At 66.0% G+C, this 17,091-nt stretch carries 13 protein-coding genes; 9 read left to right on the top strand and 4 right to left on the bottom strand.

The features are described 5' to 3' along the window. The first annotated feature begins 70 nt into the window (after window positions 1-70). Together K7711_RS02810 and K7711_RS02805 are read left to right on the top strand one after the other, a co-directional pair. Window positions 71-1,489, top strand: a complete 1,419-nt coding sequence (locus K7711_RS02810) for a hypothetical protein (protein WP_222964548.1) — start codon at window positions 71-73, stop codon at window positions 1,487-1,489. Next, window positions 1,486-2,202: an ESX secretion-associated protein EspG gene (locus K7711_RS02805; protein ID WP_222964546.1), complete on the top strand. Its 717-nt coding sequence runs from the start codon at window positions 1,486-1,488 to the stop codon at window positions 2,200-2,202. Before K7711_RS02810 ends, K7711_RS02805 begins: the two co-directional genes overlap by 4 nt. A 187-nt stretch (window positions 2,203-2,389) precedes the next feature. On the opposite strand, the gene K7711_RS02800 is transcribed toward K7711_RS02805, so the two are convergent. The 4 genes from K7711_RS02800 to K7711_RS02785 form a co-directional block, all read right to left on the bottom strand. Beyond that, window positions 2,390-3,091 (bottom strand): hypothetical protein, encoded by a 702-nt coding sequence (locus K7711_RS02800; RefSeq protein WP_222964544.1) that lies wholly within the window; start codon window positions 3,089-3,091, stop codon window positions 2,390-2,392. An 8-nt stretch (window positions 3,092-3,099) separates the two neighbouring features. Beyond that, a complete protein-coding gene (locus K7711_RS02795) occupies window positions 3,100-5,610 on the bottom strand; it encodes a TPR repeat domain-containing protein (RefSeq protein WP_222964542.1) in 2,511 nt (836 codons plus the stop codon). A 32-nt stretch (window positions 5,611-5,642) separates the two neighbouring features. Continuing rightward, complete coding sequence (locus K7711_RS02790; protein ID WP_222964541.1) at window positions 5,643-5,942, bottom strand: hypothetical protein; 300 nt, start codon at window positions 5,940-5,942, stop codon at window positions 5,643-5,645. Between the two features lie 694 nt (window positions 5,943-6,636). Further along, window positions 6,637-7,440 (bottom strand): MmyB family transcriptional regulator, encoded by an 804-nt coding sequence (locus K7711_RS02785; RefSeq protein ID WP_222964539.1) that lies wholly within the window; start codon window positions 7,438-7,440, stop codon window positions 6,637-6,639. Between the two features lie 843 nt (window positions 7,441-8,283). Between K7711_RS02785 and K7711_RS02780 the strand changes: the two genes are divergently transcribed. From K7711_RS02780 to K7711_RS02750, 7 genes are all read left to right on the top strand, one after another. Further along, window positions 8,284-8,976: a hypothetical protein gene (locus K7711_RS02780; protein WP_222964537.1), complete on the top strand. Its 693-nt coding sequence runs from the start codon at window positions 8,284-8,286 to the stop codon at window positions 8,974-8,976. Window positions 8,977-8,978: 2 nt separating this feature from the next. Continuing rightward, window positions 8,979-10,217 (top strand): cutinase family protein, encoded by a 1,239-nt coding sequence (locus K7711_RS02775; RefSeq protein ID WP_222966584.1) that lies wholly within the window; start codon window positions 8,979-8,981, stop codon window positions 10,215-10,217. Then, complete coding sequence (locus tag K7711_RS02770; RefSeq protein ID WP_222964535.1) at window positions 10,214-11,467, top strand: lipase family protein; 1,254 nt, start codon at window positions 10,214-10,216, stop codon at window positions 11,465-11,467. The genes K7711_RS02775 and K7711_RS02770 overlap by 4 nt, the downstream gene beginning before the upstream one ends. Before the next feature lie 134 nt (window positions 11,468-11,601). Further along, a complete protein-coding gene (locus tag K7711_RS02765) occupies window positions 11,602-12,759 on the top strand; it encodes a lipase family protein (RefSeq protein ID WP_222964533.1) in 1,158 nt (385 codons plus the stop codon). An 83-nt stretch (window positions 12,760-12,842) separates the two neighbouring features. Further along, on the top strand, window positions 12,843-13,541 hold the full coding sequence (locus K7711_RS02760; RefSeq protein ID WP_222964531.1) for a DUF8176 domain-containing protein: 699 nt from the start codon (window positions 12,843-12,845) through the stop codon (window positions 13,539-13,541). An 87-nt stretch (window positions 13,542-13,628) separates the two neighbouring features. Then, window positions 13,629-14,537 (top strand): alpha/beta fold hydrolase, encoded by a 909-nt coding sequence (locus K7711_RS02755; RefSeq protein WP_222964529.1) that lies wholly within the window; start codon window positions 13,629-13,631, stop codon window positions 14,535-14,537. Window positions 14,538-14,559: 22 nt separating this feature from the next. Continuing rightward, window positions 14,560-16,491, top strand: a complete 1,932-nt coding sequence (locus K7711_RS02750) for an AfsR/SARP family transcriptional regulator (RefSeq protein WP_222964528.1) — start codon at window positions 14,560-14,562, stop codon at window positions 16,489-16,491. The last annotated feature ends 600 nt before the right edge of the window (window positions 16,492-17,091 follow it).

Below are 17,091 nucleotides of genomic sequence, written 5' to 3'. Positions count from 1 at the left end.
GAGTCAGCTGGCTCATGTGAGCGGATTCGGTCCTGCGGGAAGTGATCCCGCGTATGTCCCCGATCGGGAGGTGTTCGACAGCTACGCGCATCAGCAGATCTGGGACCTGGTGCACGAGAAGCTGGACCCGGCAGCGATGGGGCAGATCGCCAGCGGCTGGAGCAAAGTTCAGGACAAGATCCACGAGGTGTTCGATACCTTCTCCAAGGAGGTGAAACGCGAATTCGCCGAGTGGTCAGGCGAATTCGCCGCGGCGGCGCAGAAGTCGGCCGATGCGTTCGTCAGTGCCGGCGGGGACGCCTATCAGACCGCGTATACCGTCCAACGGCTGATGGACCTCAACGCTGATGCCGCGTCGACGGTGAAGGCCGCGATCCCACCACCTCCGGCCGCGTACAAGCCGAACCCGGACCCGGCGAAGGAGGCCGCCAACGGCGCAGCCCGCACTTCGTACAACACCCAGGCGGCAGCACTTACCGCCGATGCCCGGGACGCGATGAACAACATCTACAACCCGACCATGCCCGCGTCGGGAGACGGCGTGCCGCGATTCGTCCCCGCACCACCCGCTCTCAGCAGCCAGCCAGCGCTAACACCGGCCACGGCTGCTCCGGTAGCCACCAAGGCCCCGGCGCAGGCGGCCCCTGCGACGACGGCGCCGACCAAAGATGGCAAGCCCACTGACGGCAAGCCTGGTGATCAGACACAGAACGACAACCCACAGCAGCCTGGTACCGCGTCGGATCACACCCAACCGAATTCGACGCAGACCGCGGCTTCCTCCGCCACCACGCCAGCATCCACCCAAGCCGCACAACAGACCACAGCAGCCACCCCCGGCGTGAGCACGACATCACAGACCAACGCGAGCCCTGTCGCGTCCGGGACTTCACCGAGCACCCCTGGGATTACCGCGATCGGCTTGGGCGGCGAATCCGGTAGCGCTGGAAGCCAAACACCGGGACGTTCGCTACAGCCCGAGCCCGGAACCTCGCGATCTGGTGAGCCGGCCTCGGGAACGAAGGCCGAAACAGCGCGTACGGCTCAGACTCCGACGACGACGTCCCGATCACCGACAAGTGGAATGCCACACGCGCCGCATGCTGGACACGGCAAGAAGGAATCCGAAGACGAGCGTTCCAAGATGAGCCCGGACTACCTGCGTCGCCAATACGAGGAACTGAGCGATCTTCCACCCGGAATGCTCGATGTCATCGGCGTGAACAGCCGCGATCCATACGAGGATCTTGTGTATACCGCGATCGAGCAGCCCCCCATCGAGGAACCAACCATTTACGTCGGTACGGGTCCGATGAGTCAGTTCGAGCTACGAGAACCCGTGCTGCAAGGCTCCGGGGAAGAGACAGCCCCGGAAGGGATTCCACCGGCCGCGACGACTCCGAACGAAGCATCCACCATCCACGTGGGCCGTGGCCCGATGGACGAACCAGAGCCTATACAGGAAGGCCCGGAGGGAACTTCATCGTGAAGTGGGTCTTCACGCCAGACGAGTTCACCCACGTCTGGTCGGTGGAAACTGGCCAGGATCGCCGCCCCTACCCGATCAATCTCGCCCCAGCGGGCACTGTCGGCACCGAGAGCGAGAAGTCGGCACTGGGGTTGTCGGAGCGGTTCCCCTTCAATGGCGACCCCGACCTCACCGGTACGTTGCGGTTCATCGCCCGCACCGACGTCACCACGGTCACCGTGTTCGGAGACCGCTTCGCCGACGGACAGCGACTCCCCGACCCGATCCTGGCACTCGGGGTCGCCTTCGGTGACTGGGGTGCAGTGGTAGCCGCGACACCCGAGACTGTGGCCGTATGGCCGTGCCATGCGCGCGACGTCGCCAAACGCCTGATCCTTGCGATGGGATCCGCGCCAGCAGGGTCAGCGGGGGCGATGCGTGAGCCGCGCAGAGCGGTGCTATTCCCCGATCCTGGACAGTGGCAGGAAACCGGCACCAGCCGCCGAGCCAGACAACTGCGCGAGGCGCTGCGCCGCCCGATCGACGCCCGCGGGTACATCATCGTCACCGTGCTGCCCGAGGACGACATGTCCCCGCCTCCTCAGCATCGAACATGGCTGGACTTCACCGGCGACGGCCGGTATCTGCTCACCATCGGCCACGACATGGCCCTCACACCAGCGGGTGACGACGAACTTGCCAAGAAGATCACCCGGCTGGCCGCGATCCGATGAGCAGTGCCTGGATGTGGCGGTTTCGCTGACATGCTGGTCGGTCAATGACGTCGTGATCGTGTCCCAGAGTTGGGAACCCTCGCTTTTTCCCACTCCCAGGGCCACCTGCCCAGCGCACACGGATTACGTAGACCTCGCGGTCGTTGAGATTCTCGCTGAGCCTTGCTGGACCGGCGCACGGGCCAAATTATTTTGTAGGGGTCGTCGTTGACGGTGTCGTTTGAACGAATGGCTCAGGGATCGCTTTCTCGCAGCGATCTGCAGCATCCTGGTCTTCGCCGAACTTGAATGAAACCACCAGCAACCGGGGTATTTCGGAAGTATGGGAGTCCGCAGCCGATGGTTGCACTGTTGAGCTGACTGTCATCGTGCCGGACCCGAAAACACGCTTATTCGAGTCCAACTTCAATTTTCCATCAACGACATCGAAAACTCCCGGGGTATTGTATTCGCAGACAGTGATTCTCTGACCGTCCCCGGCAGGTGTAGAGTCAATTGCGCGCATCAGTAGGCCACCTGTTACCGGTATTCCTGTATGCCAGTCTTGCCAAGCGTCTCGGGATGTTTCATCTGCGGCATCTACACGGGCATTGTAGCGGTTCAGTAGATCGGATGAGAAACTGTCGGCGTTGAGAAATTTGTATTGATCGGACCGAGTCTCCGCTGCGAACTGTGCAAAATCCTTCGCCTCTCCTGTCAACGATCCCGAGACATCCCATTCGATACTCAGCGGTGGGTGCGGTGTCGAGGAAGGAAAAGCTGATGCCGTCGTCGATGGCTTGATCTGATCCGAGTGTTCAGTCGTATGGCCACAGGAGGACGACACCGCCGCCATGAAAGCGAACGCAGCAATCCATGTAAAGGACGTCCGGACAGAATTCTTTCCCATCTCGACCATTATGAACCAGGATCTTTCGTCTGAAGGAGTTCGTTGCCTCCGTTGAGAAACTTCTTCAACTTGTCCTGTGTGTCGTCCAGGCCAATCAAAATATTGATATCAGAGTTCGATTTATATCTGTCACTATAGGTATCGATGTGGTGATTATGCATGTAGTCCGTAACTGCAGCGCGTGTATCCTTTGAAGTCGAATCGCTCAACTGGACTGGGCTGTTGCCATCGTCATTAAGTAGTGTGGGCGGTAGCTGCCCGCTCCTATATGCAGAGTTGAGTAACTGATTGGAGACTTCGTCATGGATATTGGAAGTGATATCTGTCGTATTCGGAGTCTGAATGCTGGGCGTGTCGGGTTTTGGATTCCATGCCCCGATCGCGGAGTCCATCCATTTATCCGGCAGGCCGTTGATGTACTTCGTGGCAGGGTCTTGAAGCTTGTCGGGGACCAGGTCCATCAACGGTTTAGTGACCTTGTCGGCGGGGTTTACGGTATCGACCAGGTTCTTGGCTACCTCGGCAGCTTTCTGATGGCTCTCGTACACCTTCATTGCTGCATTATGGGCGGCGTCAGCGCTGCTGTGGTCTTGATAGAAGAGCGCATTGTATTGCTGGGCGGTCATTCGTGCATTCAAGGACTGAATGTTGTTTTTCTCGTCCAAGAGGGTCAGGTTGTTTCCGATGTCGCCGCCTTGTTTCATTGCCTCGTCGTAGAAGGTGTTCTCCCGCAGGGTTCTTGCTGTGTCGAGGAGGTGGCGGCCATCTTCGGATTGGTTGCCCAGGAACAGGAGCCGATCGCCCTCGTCGCGGCCCAGGATCACATCGTTGGAGGTCGGTTTGGGGTACGTGCTGGAATCTGTGACCGGGAAGGTGACGGTATTGTGCTGGTCTCCGTACGAGAGCGCGTCCAAGTTGGGTGCGAGTACCTTCGATAGACCTGTGGCCAGTTCCGGGTTCTTCTTGAACAACTCGGCGTTGTTCTCGAATGCGGTGTGTCCGCCGGTGCCCATGGCCAGGCTCGGCTTGCCGTGGTCGTCCTGGGTTGGTGAGAACACTTCGGGTAGGGCTGCAAGGGTTTTGCGTGAGAGGTCACCGTCCGGGGTTTGGTCGTGGGTGTGTTCACCAGCCCAGCTGTAGAGCTGGGAAGCCAGTTTGCCCTTGTCGCCCCAGTCGTGGTTGAACACCTCGTCGCGGAAGGTTTTCGGATCGGCGTATATGTCGCCCGGGGTTTTGGCCTGCTCCGTGGGGTTGGTGAGCAGATGGTAGTCGACCTCGTGGTTACGGGTTGCTAAGTCGAGGTAGGACTTGGCGGCGTCGCTGATCTGCGGTTTGTCGTCGTTGAAGTACTTGTCGCCGATCCCGAACGGGCCTTCGTGCTTGAAACGGTCGACCATGTCGTTGACAGCGGGAGTCTTGCCGTCCAGATACCCGGCCATACTCGCCGATGTCGCGGCCATCTGGCCCGCCATCGCCTTGCCGGGGACGACACCAGGGTTCGCCTCACCGAGGATCTTCGCGAACTTGGATTGGTCTTCCAGGCGAGTCTTCATCTCCAAGGCCGTTTTCGGTGGATTGGACTCGAGTCTGTCGCTAACCAGATGCTGCATGTACGAGGGGAGCTGGTCTATCCCACCGGGCCGGAATTTCCCGTCCGGGCCGGTACTGCCCACATTCTCGTTGGACATCATGACGATCGCGTTGGCGAGGTTGTCACGTTGCAGGCCAGCGATATTGGTCTTGGAACCGGAGTTCGCGGCGAGGGTCTCTTCCTGGCTGAGCTGGTCCGACAGCGCGAACAGGCCGTCCTTGCCCGAGCTCTTGAAGAATTCGCGGTAGTAGTCCTGCACGTCGGTGGGGATGTTGGTGACCTGTTTGCCGTCGGCGAGATCTTGCAGATCCTTTGGGGTGAGATGGTATTGCGGCATCTCGGCCGCGATGGTGTCCATCGCGGCCTTGTCGTGGTTACGGGCCGCATCGGCGAGGCGTTTGCCGTCCTCGGCGCCGAGCCGTGCTCCGGCAGTGGGGGCTTCGTCGACTTCGATGGATGAACCGAACAGATCCCCGGCGGCGCGGATGAGTTCGCCGCGACTGGTCAGCAGCTGCCCCAACTCGGATTCGGCCTGAGTCAACTCGCGGTAAGCGGTGTTGATCGCGTCCTGATGAGCATTGACGGCTTCAGCGTTGGATCCCGAGCACGTCCAGTTGTCGGCCACCTTCACACTGGCCCCTTCGGCGTCGCTCGCCTTGGCGCGCAGCACATCCCGGTGTGAAGACACGTTGCTGACCGATTTCCCGAACGCATCGAGAAAGTCGCTGATGTCCTGGTAGACCTTGCGAGCCTCGTCGTGGTCCTCTCCGACGCGATCGTAGGCAGCGTAGAAGGCCGTGCCGACCCAGTTGTCGCCGAGATCAGTGAAGAACTTTCGGGCCTTGTCGATCTGCTCGAGCATCTTCTCGTTGCCGTTGTGCACCGACGTGACCCAGTCCCTGAGCGCCTGCAGATTCCAGCGGTCCAACTCCGACCGTAGTGGCATTACGCGACCCCCGCCTACTTGTGAAAGTCCAGTTCGTGCATCTTCTGGGCGAACTGAACGTCGGTCATGTTCAGGTCCTTGGCGCACGTAGTGATCTTCGCGGCAAGGTCTTTCATACGCTGACCGACTCGCAGGTACGCTCCATCGATCTCCGTGCTGACCTGAGCGAACTCCGTTGCCACGGTTGAGCCGGGCATAGCGCCCGCGGCGCTGTTGACCTTGTCGACTCCGACCTCGAGCCCAACGATCGCGTCACCGATCGTGGTCAACGACCCGGCCAGCTTCTCCAGCTCATTGATATCTGCCTTCAGCACGACGCCCCCTCTTGATACTTCCCCTCGCCACCTGACCCAGCGGCCTGTGTTTGAACCGGACCAAATTTAGCAGCTGCTGGACGGAATGGGATGAATCGGAAAGGCGCAGCTCGGCCGCCAGGACGCAGCTGGCCAACCGTGCCGACGGGGCCACGGTCGTCACCTGGACGACTAAACTGAGAGGTAGTCCGCTTGCCTCGCAGCATGACTCATCTTTCGGAGCGTGCGCGGCTGCGGTTCCGGGCATGGCGCACGGGGATCTCTGATCGTCCTTGAGGCGGCGCGGAGGCGATTTGCCGGTCGGCGGGTGTGCTCAGGGCAGGTCCAGGCTCCCGCGGCCAACGTACACGTGCGAGCGAATCCGGCGCGCGCCCTTAGGTCTGCCGGATTCGCTTGCCGCCCTGAGATTCTGGCGAATGTGCCGTGGCGGCGGCGCGGCCTTGGTGTGGAGCCGCGTCGCCGTGGGAGTAAACGTCGTGGCGATGATGTTGACCACCAGCTGAAGATGGCGGATGGGAGACGGCCAAGCAGCCGGTCCTGCCGAATTCCAAGGCGTAGTTGGCGGGCGGCCCAGCGCTACTTGGCGGCCCGGTACACGTCACCAGACATCCGCCCAGCTCAGGTGTACCGCTCTTGATTATTCGCCAGATAAACTGGGAACCGCCATCTACGGCTGGCGTCACAGATGATGCGGTTACAAGGGGGCGTCGGTTCGCGGCCAAGCGAGGAAGCCGCGAATTTCGGGGACGTCGGTGAGTTCGGTGAGTTGGACGTTGAGGGTGTAGGGCTGGTCGGTGACCGGGTCGCGCAGGTGCAGGGGCTGTTGGGTGCAGCGGCCGTGGGAGACGTGAATGTCGTTGTGCCAGTGGTGTTTGAAGGTCTCGTTGCGTGAGAGCTGTTCGTACATGCTGGCCACGTGAGGGCTGTCGCGGTAGCGGCCGAACGCGCCGCGCAGTGTGCCTACGAACCAGTGCGCTTCGCGGTCGGGGTGTATCAGTACGGATTCGGCTGGCGAGGGCTCGGGCGCCGGTGGTAGTGACCATAGCGCGAGGTTGTCGTCTGTGGCCCATGCCCCGGCGCGGGGGAAGAGTCCGAAGAACGTGCTGTTGGCGGTGAGGATGTTCCACAGCGGGTCGAGGTAGGCCAGGGCGATGCCGGATGGGTCGAGCCGTGTCAGTAGTTGTAGGCGTTCGGGTGTGCTGATGCGTTTGCGCAGTTCCTGCATCGGTGGCAGGGGTACCGGTGGTCGGCACAGGTCCGTGGTGAGGCGGGCTTGTGCGTCGTCCATGCGGTATCCGGTGATGAGGTTGTGCAGGTATTCCTGGCTGGGGATTTGCCTGTGGTTCTCGATGTCTTTCAGGTAGTAGAAGCTGATGCCGGTGGTTTCGGCGGCTTGGGGCCGGCTGAGGCCGTGGTGCTCGCGGATCGTGCGTGCCCAGCAGGCCAGGCAGATCACGGTGCAGGGCTCGGAGTAGGCCCCACCACGTTCGGTTTTCATGGTCAAACCCCCTACTTTTAGGTCTTCCGTTCACGATCTCCAGACGGATATGCTGAAGAGTTGATCTCCCCCCGGAGACTCTTCAATAGGTATCAGACCTAGATCATCGGGGCAATACTATTCCGACCGAAACTTTTGATAGCCGATGAGTAGCCGTCTGGGTGGTTGACGCCTGGCTTGTGGCGCGTGCCACATGAGCCCGTCCGAGGAAAAAAATTTGCAGGGGGATGCTGTCCTCCCTTTCTTATATCGGTGCAGGTCGTTGACTGTCCGGTGAGGTGGAATGTGAAAGGGGGGATAAATTCCCCCGCTGAAGGGTCTAGCGCGACAGTGTGTTTCGTGTGTTGGATGAAGATAGTTCATTACTCCACATGGAAGGAAAGAATCTCGTGGATCCTTTATCCATCTTGTCGTTGGTCAGCCTCGCTTCGGACATCGCGGTCAACGTCGTTGCTCTCGCGACCGACGCGTGGAATGCTGTCGCTTCATTCCTGCCGCACTAGTAATTCCCTCCTTCTCGCTGGTGGCTCCTGGCTGCGCATTCTGCGGCCGGGAGCGCCTTCCCGGCGCATCATGAACGCGCCCATCTGAACCACTTCCACCCTTTCTTCGGAAGGTCTATTCGGCATGCCTGAAACCCGAATTCAATCGACACCAACCCGAACAAATCCCACCCTCCCGCATAGGGGGAATGCATCCCCCTATGCGGGTCTTTCGATAAATCCGCGGCGGGCTTTGTGGGCCCGTGTGATGGTCGCGGGCGTGGTGCCGGTGGTAATTGTCCTGGCAGCCCCGGGGGGCGCGTCCGGTGCCGGTGCCGGGCCGATTGCCAACCAGCCCGGCGTGACCACCGGCATTCAGCCGGGCACCCCCGCGCCGACCCCGCCGCCTCCGGCTTCGGATCCTGCGGCATACCCGGAGCAACCGCCATCGGTGCGTAATGGGCCGGTGCCTCGGCCGGAGCCGTCGGCGGCTCCGGTTCCGGCGGTGGTGGTGGCGGATCTGCATCCGCCGCGCCCGGTACCTGCGGTCGCGCCGATCGCGCCGCCGCCCAACGAGATTCGCATCGGCCAATTCGAAGCCCCCTCCCCGCCGTGGCTTCCGGGGCAGATGCGCGATGCGATCAACAACACCGCCGCCACAGCGGAGGCGCAGGTCTCCACCGCTTTGGATTCGGTCGGGATCCCGCCGGGCCGCTCGGACAGGGTCGCTGGAGCCACAGCGGCAGGGACCGGGATCGGGGCCGCGATCGGCGGCACCATCACCGCCGCCCCCGCCGCTGCGGTGGGCGCGGTGGTGGGCGGTCTGATCGGCGGCACGGTCGGCGGGATCGCCGGAGCCGCTGTGGGCACCCTGGTGGCGGTCCCGGTGATCGGCACCGTCACCTCCGGAGTCGCCGGAACCGCCATCGGCGCAGCCGCCGGCGCAGCAGCAGGAGCGCTGATCGCCGGAGCGCCCGCCGCGATCGCCGGAGCGGTGATCGGCGGCACCGTCGGCGCAGGGTTCGGTGCGGGAGTCGGGGTGGACCAGCGGTGAACATGTCCCGGTTCCGTACGCGCACAGCCACCGCGGCCGTGCTGGGGGCCCTCGGTGCGAGCCTGCTCGCGGCACCGGCTGATGCGGCGCCGACCTCGCCCGCGGCGGGGTGCCCGGTGTTGTGGGTGCTCGCGGTCCAGGGCACCGGTCAGTCCTCCCCGTCCGCGAGCCCGACCGCTGATACCGGGGTTCTCGGCACGCTGCTGGGCCCGGTGGTCGCGGCAGTCCCGAATCTGGTGCAGCGCACCTACATTCCGTACCCGGCCGGATTCGGCGGCGCTCCTGGAGCCGGTGGAGGCCCGGAGTCGTACACCGTCTCGGTCACCGACGCGATCCGGCAGCTGGACGCTACTGCCGGGCAGATCGTGGCCCGTTGCCCGGCCACGGAGCTCGCGGTGGTCGGGTATTCGCAAGGCGCGCAAGCAGTCTCGCAGTTCGCTCGGGATGTCGGTGCCGGTCGTGGCCCGGTCCCGGCCAACAAGGTCGCCGCCGTCGCGCTTTACGCGGATCCCGAACGCAAAGCGAACTCGCCGGTGTTCCCGGGGCGGCCCGGTCAGAGCGTGCCCGATGCTGCTCCGGGCACCTCCAGTGCTGCGGTGTCGGCGGTGCGGATCACCGCACCGCCCGCGCCGGGCAGTGGGATCGCCGCCGACAACGCCAGCTATGGCTCGCTGACCGGTCGGGTCGCGGACATCTGCGTCGACGGGGACCTGGCGTGCGCGGCCCCGGAGCACGCCGCGCTTCTGCGGGTCGGGGCCGAGATCGCCGCGCAAGCCGATTTGTCGAACCCGGTCGCTGCGGTGGGGAGTTTGCAGCGGGTGCTGTCCTCGGTGCTGGGGAGCGCGTGGGCCACGGTGGTTCTGGATGACGTGCGGGTAGGTCCGGCCACGGTCGACTATCTGCCCGCGCAGCCGTTGTCGCAGCGGTTGATCGCTGCCGCCGATCCCCGGATCCCCGCCCCGGCACCCGAGCGGGTCCGCGCCGCGAGCCAGCGCTGGGGCCAGATCACCACCATTATCGCCGCGCACCCGGGCGAGCTGCCCAAGCTGGCCAGCCAGCTCGCCGCGGCGTGGGGGCAGTTGGTCGCCGACGAGGCCGACCTGACCAACCCGGCGGTATGGGCGAGTTTCGCGGCCACGGTGACCGCTCACGACGGTTACGCGGCCACCGGCCAGCTCGCTTCGGGGATTGCCTGGCTGGTGGCCGCCGCGCACGACCTGGCCCAAGGAGAACACCGGTGACCGACGAACAGAACACCGACACCACTCCGTCCAATGCCCACCAGCTGCGAATAGCTCCGCTCGGAGACCGCACTTCGGCCACCGAGCCACCAGTCAGGGTGGTCGTGCGAGGCGCTGAATCCTCCGGCGCGACAGGGCCCGAGAACACCGATCCCACGATGGCCGATCCCGGCTTCTACACCCCACCGGAATTGGAAGCTCATCACCGGCCCGGGGATATCCTGCGGCTGCGCCCGACCCCGACGCCGGGCCTGCCGTACGCGGGGCCCGCCTGGCAGGTGCTGTACGTGTCCCGGGACACCTACGGTGAGCCGATCCCGGTGTCCGGGACGGTGATCGCGTCCGCGGTCACTCAGAACTCCACCGCGCCGGTGGTGGTGTATGCGCCGAGTTTCCATGGCTTGGGCGGGGATTGCGCGCCCTCGCAGCGGCTGGCCGCCGGGGACGAGCCCGATATCGAGCAGATCAGCGCCGCGCTGGCACGCGGGTGGTATGTCGCGGTCCCCGACGGGGAAGGGCTCGGTGTGGAAGGTGTGGGCCCGCACACCTTCCTGGCCGGTCGGGTGGCCGGGCAGGTGATGCTGGATCTGGGGCGCACGGCGGCCCGGATTCCGGCGTTGAACACCGCACCCGGACCGCTGGCGTTGTGGGGCTACGCGGACGGCGGCAGGGCAGCAGTATGGGCAGGAGCCCTGCACCCGGCGTACGCGCCGGAGCTGGACCTGCGGGGGATCTGCGCCGGGGCGGTGGTCACCGACCCGGGACCGATCCTGGCCCTGGCCGATCAAGGGCGGTGGCCGATGCTCGCGCTGGCGGGGTTGATCGGCCTGGCCCGCGCATACAAGCATCTGCCGCTGCGGCACGTGTTCTGCGAGGCGGCTCGCCCGTTGGTCGCGCTTGCGGAGGAGCAGAGCGTCGAGGCGTTGTGCCAGCGGTTCGGTCACCGGCTCGCGACCTGGTGCGACCGGTCTGTGTGGGACGACCCGATGTGGCACCACGTGTTCACCAGCGAACGCCTCGACCACACAGTTGTCCCGATCGTGCCGGTGCACCTCTACCACGGCACCGCCGACACCATCGTCCCGGTCGAGAGCGGCCTCGAGCTCGCGCGCGACTACCAGGCCCGTGGCGTGCCGGTGAGCTGGATCGACTACCCCGCCGACCACTTCGCCACCCGCACCGAGGCCATCGAGGACGTCATCGCTCACCTCACCAGCCATCTCACCACCGCGCCCAGCAACTCCCACTGACCGGAGGCACTCGCGCGCATCTGGACCAGCCCGAGCGGCCCCGTCCTGCCCGGTACCCCCTCCGCCGGGCAGGACAGGAGCCCACCAAAAGCAGTGTGCCACACAGCAACTGAACGACTCCGTTGGAGGTTTTCATGTCCGAGTTCTATACCGCGCCGATCCTGGCCTCGAGTCGTGTTCCCGGGGATCTGGTGCGGATGCGTCCCACGTTCGTGCCGCAGCTGGCGGGCGCGGCAGCGGCGTGGCAGATCCTGTACGTGTCCACCAATTCCCGCGGCGAGCTCATCACCGCCTCGGGCACGGTGATCCTGCCCGACCCCCACCCCGACCCTGCTGGGAACGACGCCGATTCGCGTCCGGGGGCGGGCGCGCTGCTGGTGTACTACCCGGTCTTCCACGGCTTCGGCGGCCGGTCGGCGTCGCAGATGCTCGCCGTGGGCGAGGAAGCGCACAGCGTGCAGATCTCCGCGGCCCTCGAACAAGGCTGGGTGGTCGCCATACCCGACGGCGAGGGCCTCGGTGTCACGGGCCTGGGCCCGCACACGTTCCTCGCGGCACGCGCGGGCGGGCAAATCGTGCTGGATATGGCGCGGGCCGCGCAGTTCGTCCCGGACCTGGACACCGACGATCGGGAGGAGCCGTGGATGCCGGTCGTGGCCTGGGGGTACGCCGATGGTGGCCGAGCGGTCGCCGCAGCGGGCGAGCTCGCTCGACGGTATGCCCCGGAGCTGGACCTGCGGGGGATCTGCGCGGGCGCGGTCGTCTCCGATGTGGCCGCGCTGGCACCGACCGTCAGCGCCGGGCCGTGCGCGGGGCTGGGGTTAGCCGCGCTCATGGGGTTATCGGCCGCGTACCCGCACCTGCGCCTGCGGCACGTGCTGACCGAGGACGGCGTGCGCGCGGTGACCGACGCGCAAACCCTCACCGCTACCGAGCTTTTCGAGCGGTATCCACAGCCACTAGCGCACTGGTGCGTCCGTGAGGATCCGTGGAACGACCCGATGTGGCGGGCTGTGTTGGCGTATGAGTGCCTCGCGCACACCGCCCCGGCGGTGCCGCTGCACCTGTATCACGGGCACACCGACCACATCGTGTCCGTGCGCGCGGGCCTGCGCACCCTGATCGCCTACCGCCAGCGCGGAGCCACGGTGACCTGGCGCGAGTACGACTCCGGGCATGCCGGCACCGCCCTGGAAGCCGTCACCGACGTCCTGGCGCGCCTGGTGGACAACCTCACTCTGGTATCGACTCCTGGCCCGGTAATCAGCCCCGCACCTCCAGTGCATCCGTGACCTGCTCGGGGGACCGGTGCCCGCGACCGAACCCTGCCCCGGAGGGTGCGGTCAGGGCTCCAGGCACAACGTGGGAAGGGTGAATGAGATTGCCTGGCAACGAGTTCGACGATCAGGACGAGCCGCTGACCCTCACACCCGCCGACCTCGACGGCGGTGCGGGTGCCGGTGATGTGCCCGAGCCGGTCCCGGACCTGGCCTGGTTGGCCACCGAACCCGCGCCCGGCCGCGAGCCGAGCCCGCCTCCCTCGCGTCGGCGCGGGACCATGCGGCGGGTGCCGCTGCGGTGCTGGGCCGCGCTCGCCGCGGTGGCCGCGGTGACGGTGGGCGTGGTCGCCGGTGCGCACGGCCCACACCACCCGGCCGGGACCCAGGCCAGTGCGGCGAGCGCGCCGACATCGACATCGACAGCGGGGGTGGGTGTGTGTGCGGGGTTGTCGGGGGCGGTGGTGACCGAACACGGTGGTGACCCCGCGACGGTGCCCGGGGTGATCGCCACCTTCGAGGACGCCTACTACACCCAACGCAACGCCGAGGCCGCCATGCGAGTGGTCGCCCCCGAGTCCGGGATCACCCAGCAGTCCCTCGCCGCCGGGATCGCCACCATCCCCGCGGGCACCCTGCACTGCGTCGCGGTCACCCCGATCACGGTGAACACCGCGAATGTGCACCTCGTCGAGGTCCATCCCGACCGCAAACGCGTGGACTACCTGCAAGTAATCAACACGATCTCCGGCCCGAGTGGCGGCCTGCTGATCAGCCACGTCCAAGAACAGGGCTGACCAGCCGCGCACCCTACTGTCGCGCGAAATCTGTTCTCCGCCTCAGCACCTCGCCCGCGCCCCGACGCATCGAAGGAGCCCGTACCGATGACAACTTCCGCTTTCCACGCTGTGAGCATCGTCGCCGATGACGGGGTGCGCCTCGCTGCCACCCGCGTCGGGCGGCGCGCTGCGGCGGCCACCCTGGTGTACGTGCACCCGCTGCTGCGCGAGCGCCGGTTCTGGGCCCCGGTTACAACCGGTGTGCACGAGCACCTGTGTGGCGCGGTCACCCAGCTCACCTACGACCAGCGCGGGCACGGTGACTCCCAGGCGCCGCCCAGCGGCGAGGTCACCACCGTGACCCGCCTCGCCGAGGACCTCGATACTGTGCTGGCGCACGCGTCGGGTTCGGTGGTGCTGGTGGCGCATTCGACCGGCGCGCACCTCGTGCACGCGTACGCCACCACCCACCGCGAGAAGGCCCGAGCGTTGGCCGGGCTGGTGTTCCTCAATGCCTCGGTCGATCCTCCGGTGCTGGCCCGGTATTTACGCCGCTGGCCACAGCGGCTGATCCGGCTCCGGCGATACCGGGGCCTGGGTGCCGTCACCGCAGCGGGAGAGGCCGTGCTGGGCTACCGCCTGGTGCACCCCGACGGGCACCGCCGCGCACTCGGCTCCGCTGAGCGCAGGGTGCGCGTGGATGTCCTGGCCGCGCATGCCGGGTTCGGGTTTTTCACCGGGGTCGCCACCGGCCTGCGGCACATCCCCTCGGCCGTCCTCGTCGGGGAACAGGACCCGCTCGTGCCCCCGCAACGCGCGGTCCGCCTCGCGGACGCGCTGTGGGCCGACTACGACATCGTCCCGGGAGCCGGGCACGACCTTCCCCGCACCCACCCCGCCCACGCCACCGACACCATCACCACCACCCTCGACCTCGCCCTACGAACCCACCTCGAACAAACCACTACGTCCGCGCACACCCCTGACACCGACCCGTCGGGGGCCGTGCGGTGACCACGAACCCCGTCCCGTCGCGATGACTTCCACCACCGCCGCACCCACCATCCCCGTCCGCGAGGGCCCGCTGCTGATCGCCGTGGCCGGACTCACGCCCCGCACCGGGGTCACCACCACCGCGCTCGCGCTCGCCCGCACCTGGCCGGGCCCCGAACCCGCGGTGCTGCTCGAAGCCGATCCTGCGGGCGGGCAACTCGCGGACCTGATCGATGGCGACCCCTACCAGGGTCTGGCGAGCGTGTCCTGGGCTGCGCACTTCGGTGCCGGACCGGTGCGCCTCGCCGAGCATCTCCAGACGCTTCCCGGCGGGGTCGGGTTCCTGGCCGCGCCACCAGGCCCTGACCCCTTGCGCACGACGTGGGTGACGATGCTGCTGACCGGCCGCCACCACAACCGCCGCCTCGATGAGCTGGCAGCCTGGCGCGAACTGGGGGCCACCGTGATCGCCGACTGCGGCACCCCCGACCCCGCACTCCTACCACTGCTCGCCGGAGCGGACGCGTGCCTGGTGCTCGTGCACGCCGACCTCATCGACCCGTACCGCACCGGCGAGCAGATCCTCGACCTCGCCGGCCACGCCCGCCGCCCCGGAGTGCTGCTGCTGGGCGCGGACACCGACAGCGCCATCGCGACCGCGTTGCGTGTGCCCGTGCTGGCCTCCGTGCCCCATACCCGGCATGCCGCGACCACCCTGCTACACCGCACCTGGCTATCGCAGCGCCGCAACCGGCTCCTGCACGCGGCCCGCGCCATCACCACCACGGTCGAGAGCCAATTACGACCACCGCCAGCTCCCGACACGAACGCTCGGCCAGACCCGCCCTCTCCGCGTCTCCCTCGCGTCCCCAGACGCCCGACCACCGGCCCCACGGTCTACCAGATCGGTCTCCCCACCACCACACCCCCACGCGGCGACACGCTCCACCTTGAGGCGAGTTCCGCGCCTCGCCGGACCCCTCCCACGCCTGCGGCCACCGATTCCGATGCCACCGCAACCATCGTGCCCCAGCAGCCGGTCGAGCCGTGGGAACCCTCCGGCCCAGCTGAACCCGAGATCCCCAGCTCCGCATCGCTCAGACCTCCCGAGGCAGGCTCTGCGGCAGCACTTTCCGCGGGCAGTGTGCCCGAGGCGGTGCCGGTGTTGTCGGTGGCGGTGTTCGGTCCGTTGCGGGTGTGGTGGCGGCCGGGCCCGCAGGCTGTCCCGGTGGAGATCACCCGGTCGTTGCGGCGCCGGGAGCGGGATCTGCTGATCGTGCTGGCGGTGCACCCGCACGGAGCCCCCCGCGAGGCCCTGATCGAGGCCCTGTGGGACGAGCACCACCAGCCCCGCCGACCGACCAACGCCCTGAACACCGTCGTGTCCCGGCTGCGGGCCGCGATCACCACCGCCACCGCGGACACGATCACCGAGATCCTCGACAACGACACATACCGCTACCGACTCGCGCCCGATCTGTGGAAGGTGGACTACCACGCCTTCGACACCGCCGTGATCGAGCTGCGCACCGCCACCACCCACAGCGAGCGCGAGCGTGCCTGCCGCGCGATCCTGGGCGCGGCCGACGGTGTGCTGGCCGAAGACTTCGCCGGGGACTGGATCGCCCCGATCCGCGAACACACGCGCCGCGACCGCCTCAAAGCCGTCGGGAAACTCGCCGCGATGCTGGTCGAAACAGACCCCGACCAGACCCTGGCACTGCTGGAAACCGCGTTGCTCATCGACCCCACCAACGAACCCATATACCAAGACATACTGCGCCTGCACGCCCGCCTCGGCGAACGCACCGCCATCAACCCCACCCTGGCCCTGCTCAAACGACGCCTGGAAACCATCGGCGACCTCCCCACACAAAACACCCTCAACATCGCCAAAGCATTACGCGACCACAATATCGCCAACCCCGACACCGCCCAGCGACCGCGAAAAGGTGACACCGACCCGCCCCGATAACATCGCAAGACCGTCATCAGGATGCTTTCGGTAAGCGAAAACAAAATATTCGCGGCGATCCGGGTAATCGACGAAACGGGAGCATGTCTTCGCGTGTATCGAAAGCTCCGTTGCAATGCAAAATCTGGTTTGGAAGGTGAAACCCACGGCACCCTCGGGGCGACATTGGGGCTCGCTGTGGTGCTGTCGGTCGAGAAAGTCGGACTTCAGGTGGGGGTGATGCCGATACGAGGGCCGATACGGGGGCCGATAGCAGGGCCGATACCAGGGCCGCTTGAGATCGGCCCACCCTACACACCGCATCCATGCAGGTAGGTGGCCTGTGACAGGGCGAGGCGCTGTCCAGGCTGTATGTAATACATACCTACATACACATCGGGGGAGGGTGCGCGGCGGCGACTCAGCCGGGCACAGGGCAGCGACACTGTCGGCGCGGTGTCGTCGTGTCGGCCGGTGCCGGACATCCCTCGGGTATTAAATGATTATCTGCGGCGGGTTAATCGGCGGGTCGAATTCATTTCCGGCAATTGATATCGAGTCGCGCTTGCTGTGCCCGGTTACCGTGCCCGCCGATAACGCGAGGTCGGTGTCTGAATCCGG

Source organism: Nocardia coffeae, assembly GCF_019890715.1.
Lineage (GTDB): Bacteria > Actinomycetota > Actinomycetes > Mycobacteriales > Mycobacteriaceae > Nocardia > Nocardia jiangxiensis.
The sequence above is the reverse complement of the archived record's forward strand: the minus strand, read 5'-3'. Positions and strand labels throughout refer to the sequence as shown.

Coding starts and splice junctions, on each gene's coding strand:
- K7711_RS02760 (WP_222964531.1), top strand. CDS start 12,843: ATGAGATTGCCTGGCAACGAGTTCGACGATCAGGACGAGCCGCTGACC.
- K7711_RS02800 (WP_222964544.1), bottom strand. CDS start 3,091: ATGGGAAAGAATTCTGTCCGGACGTCCTTTACATGGATTGCTGCGTTC.
- K7711_RS02755 (WP_222964529.1), top strand. CDS start 13,629: ATGACAACTTCCGCTTTCCACGCTGTGAGCATCGTCGCCGATGACGGG.
- K7711_RS02765 (WP_222964533.1), top strand. CDS start 11,602: ATGTCCGAGTTCTATACCGCGCCGATCCTGGCCTCGAGTCGTGTTCCC.
- K7711_RS02775 (WP_222966584.1), top strand. CDS start 8,979: ATGTCCCGGTTCCGTACGCGCACAGCCACCGCGGCCGTGCTGGGGGCC.
- K7711_RS02750 (WP_222964528.1), top strand. CDS start 14,560: ATGACTTCCACCACCGCCGCACCCACCATCCCCGTCCGCGAGGGCCCG.
- K7711_RS02785 (WP_222964539.1), bottom strand. CDS start 7,440: ATGAAAACCGAACGTGGTGGGGCCTACTCCGAGCCCTGCACCGTGATC.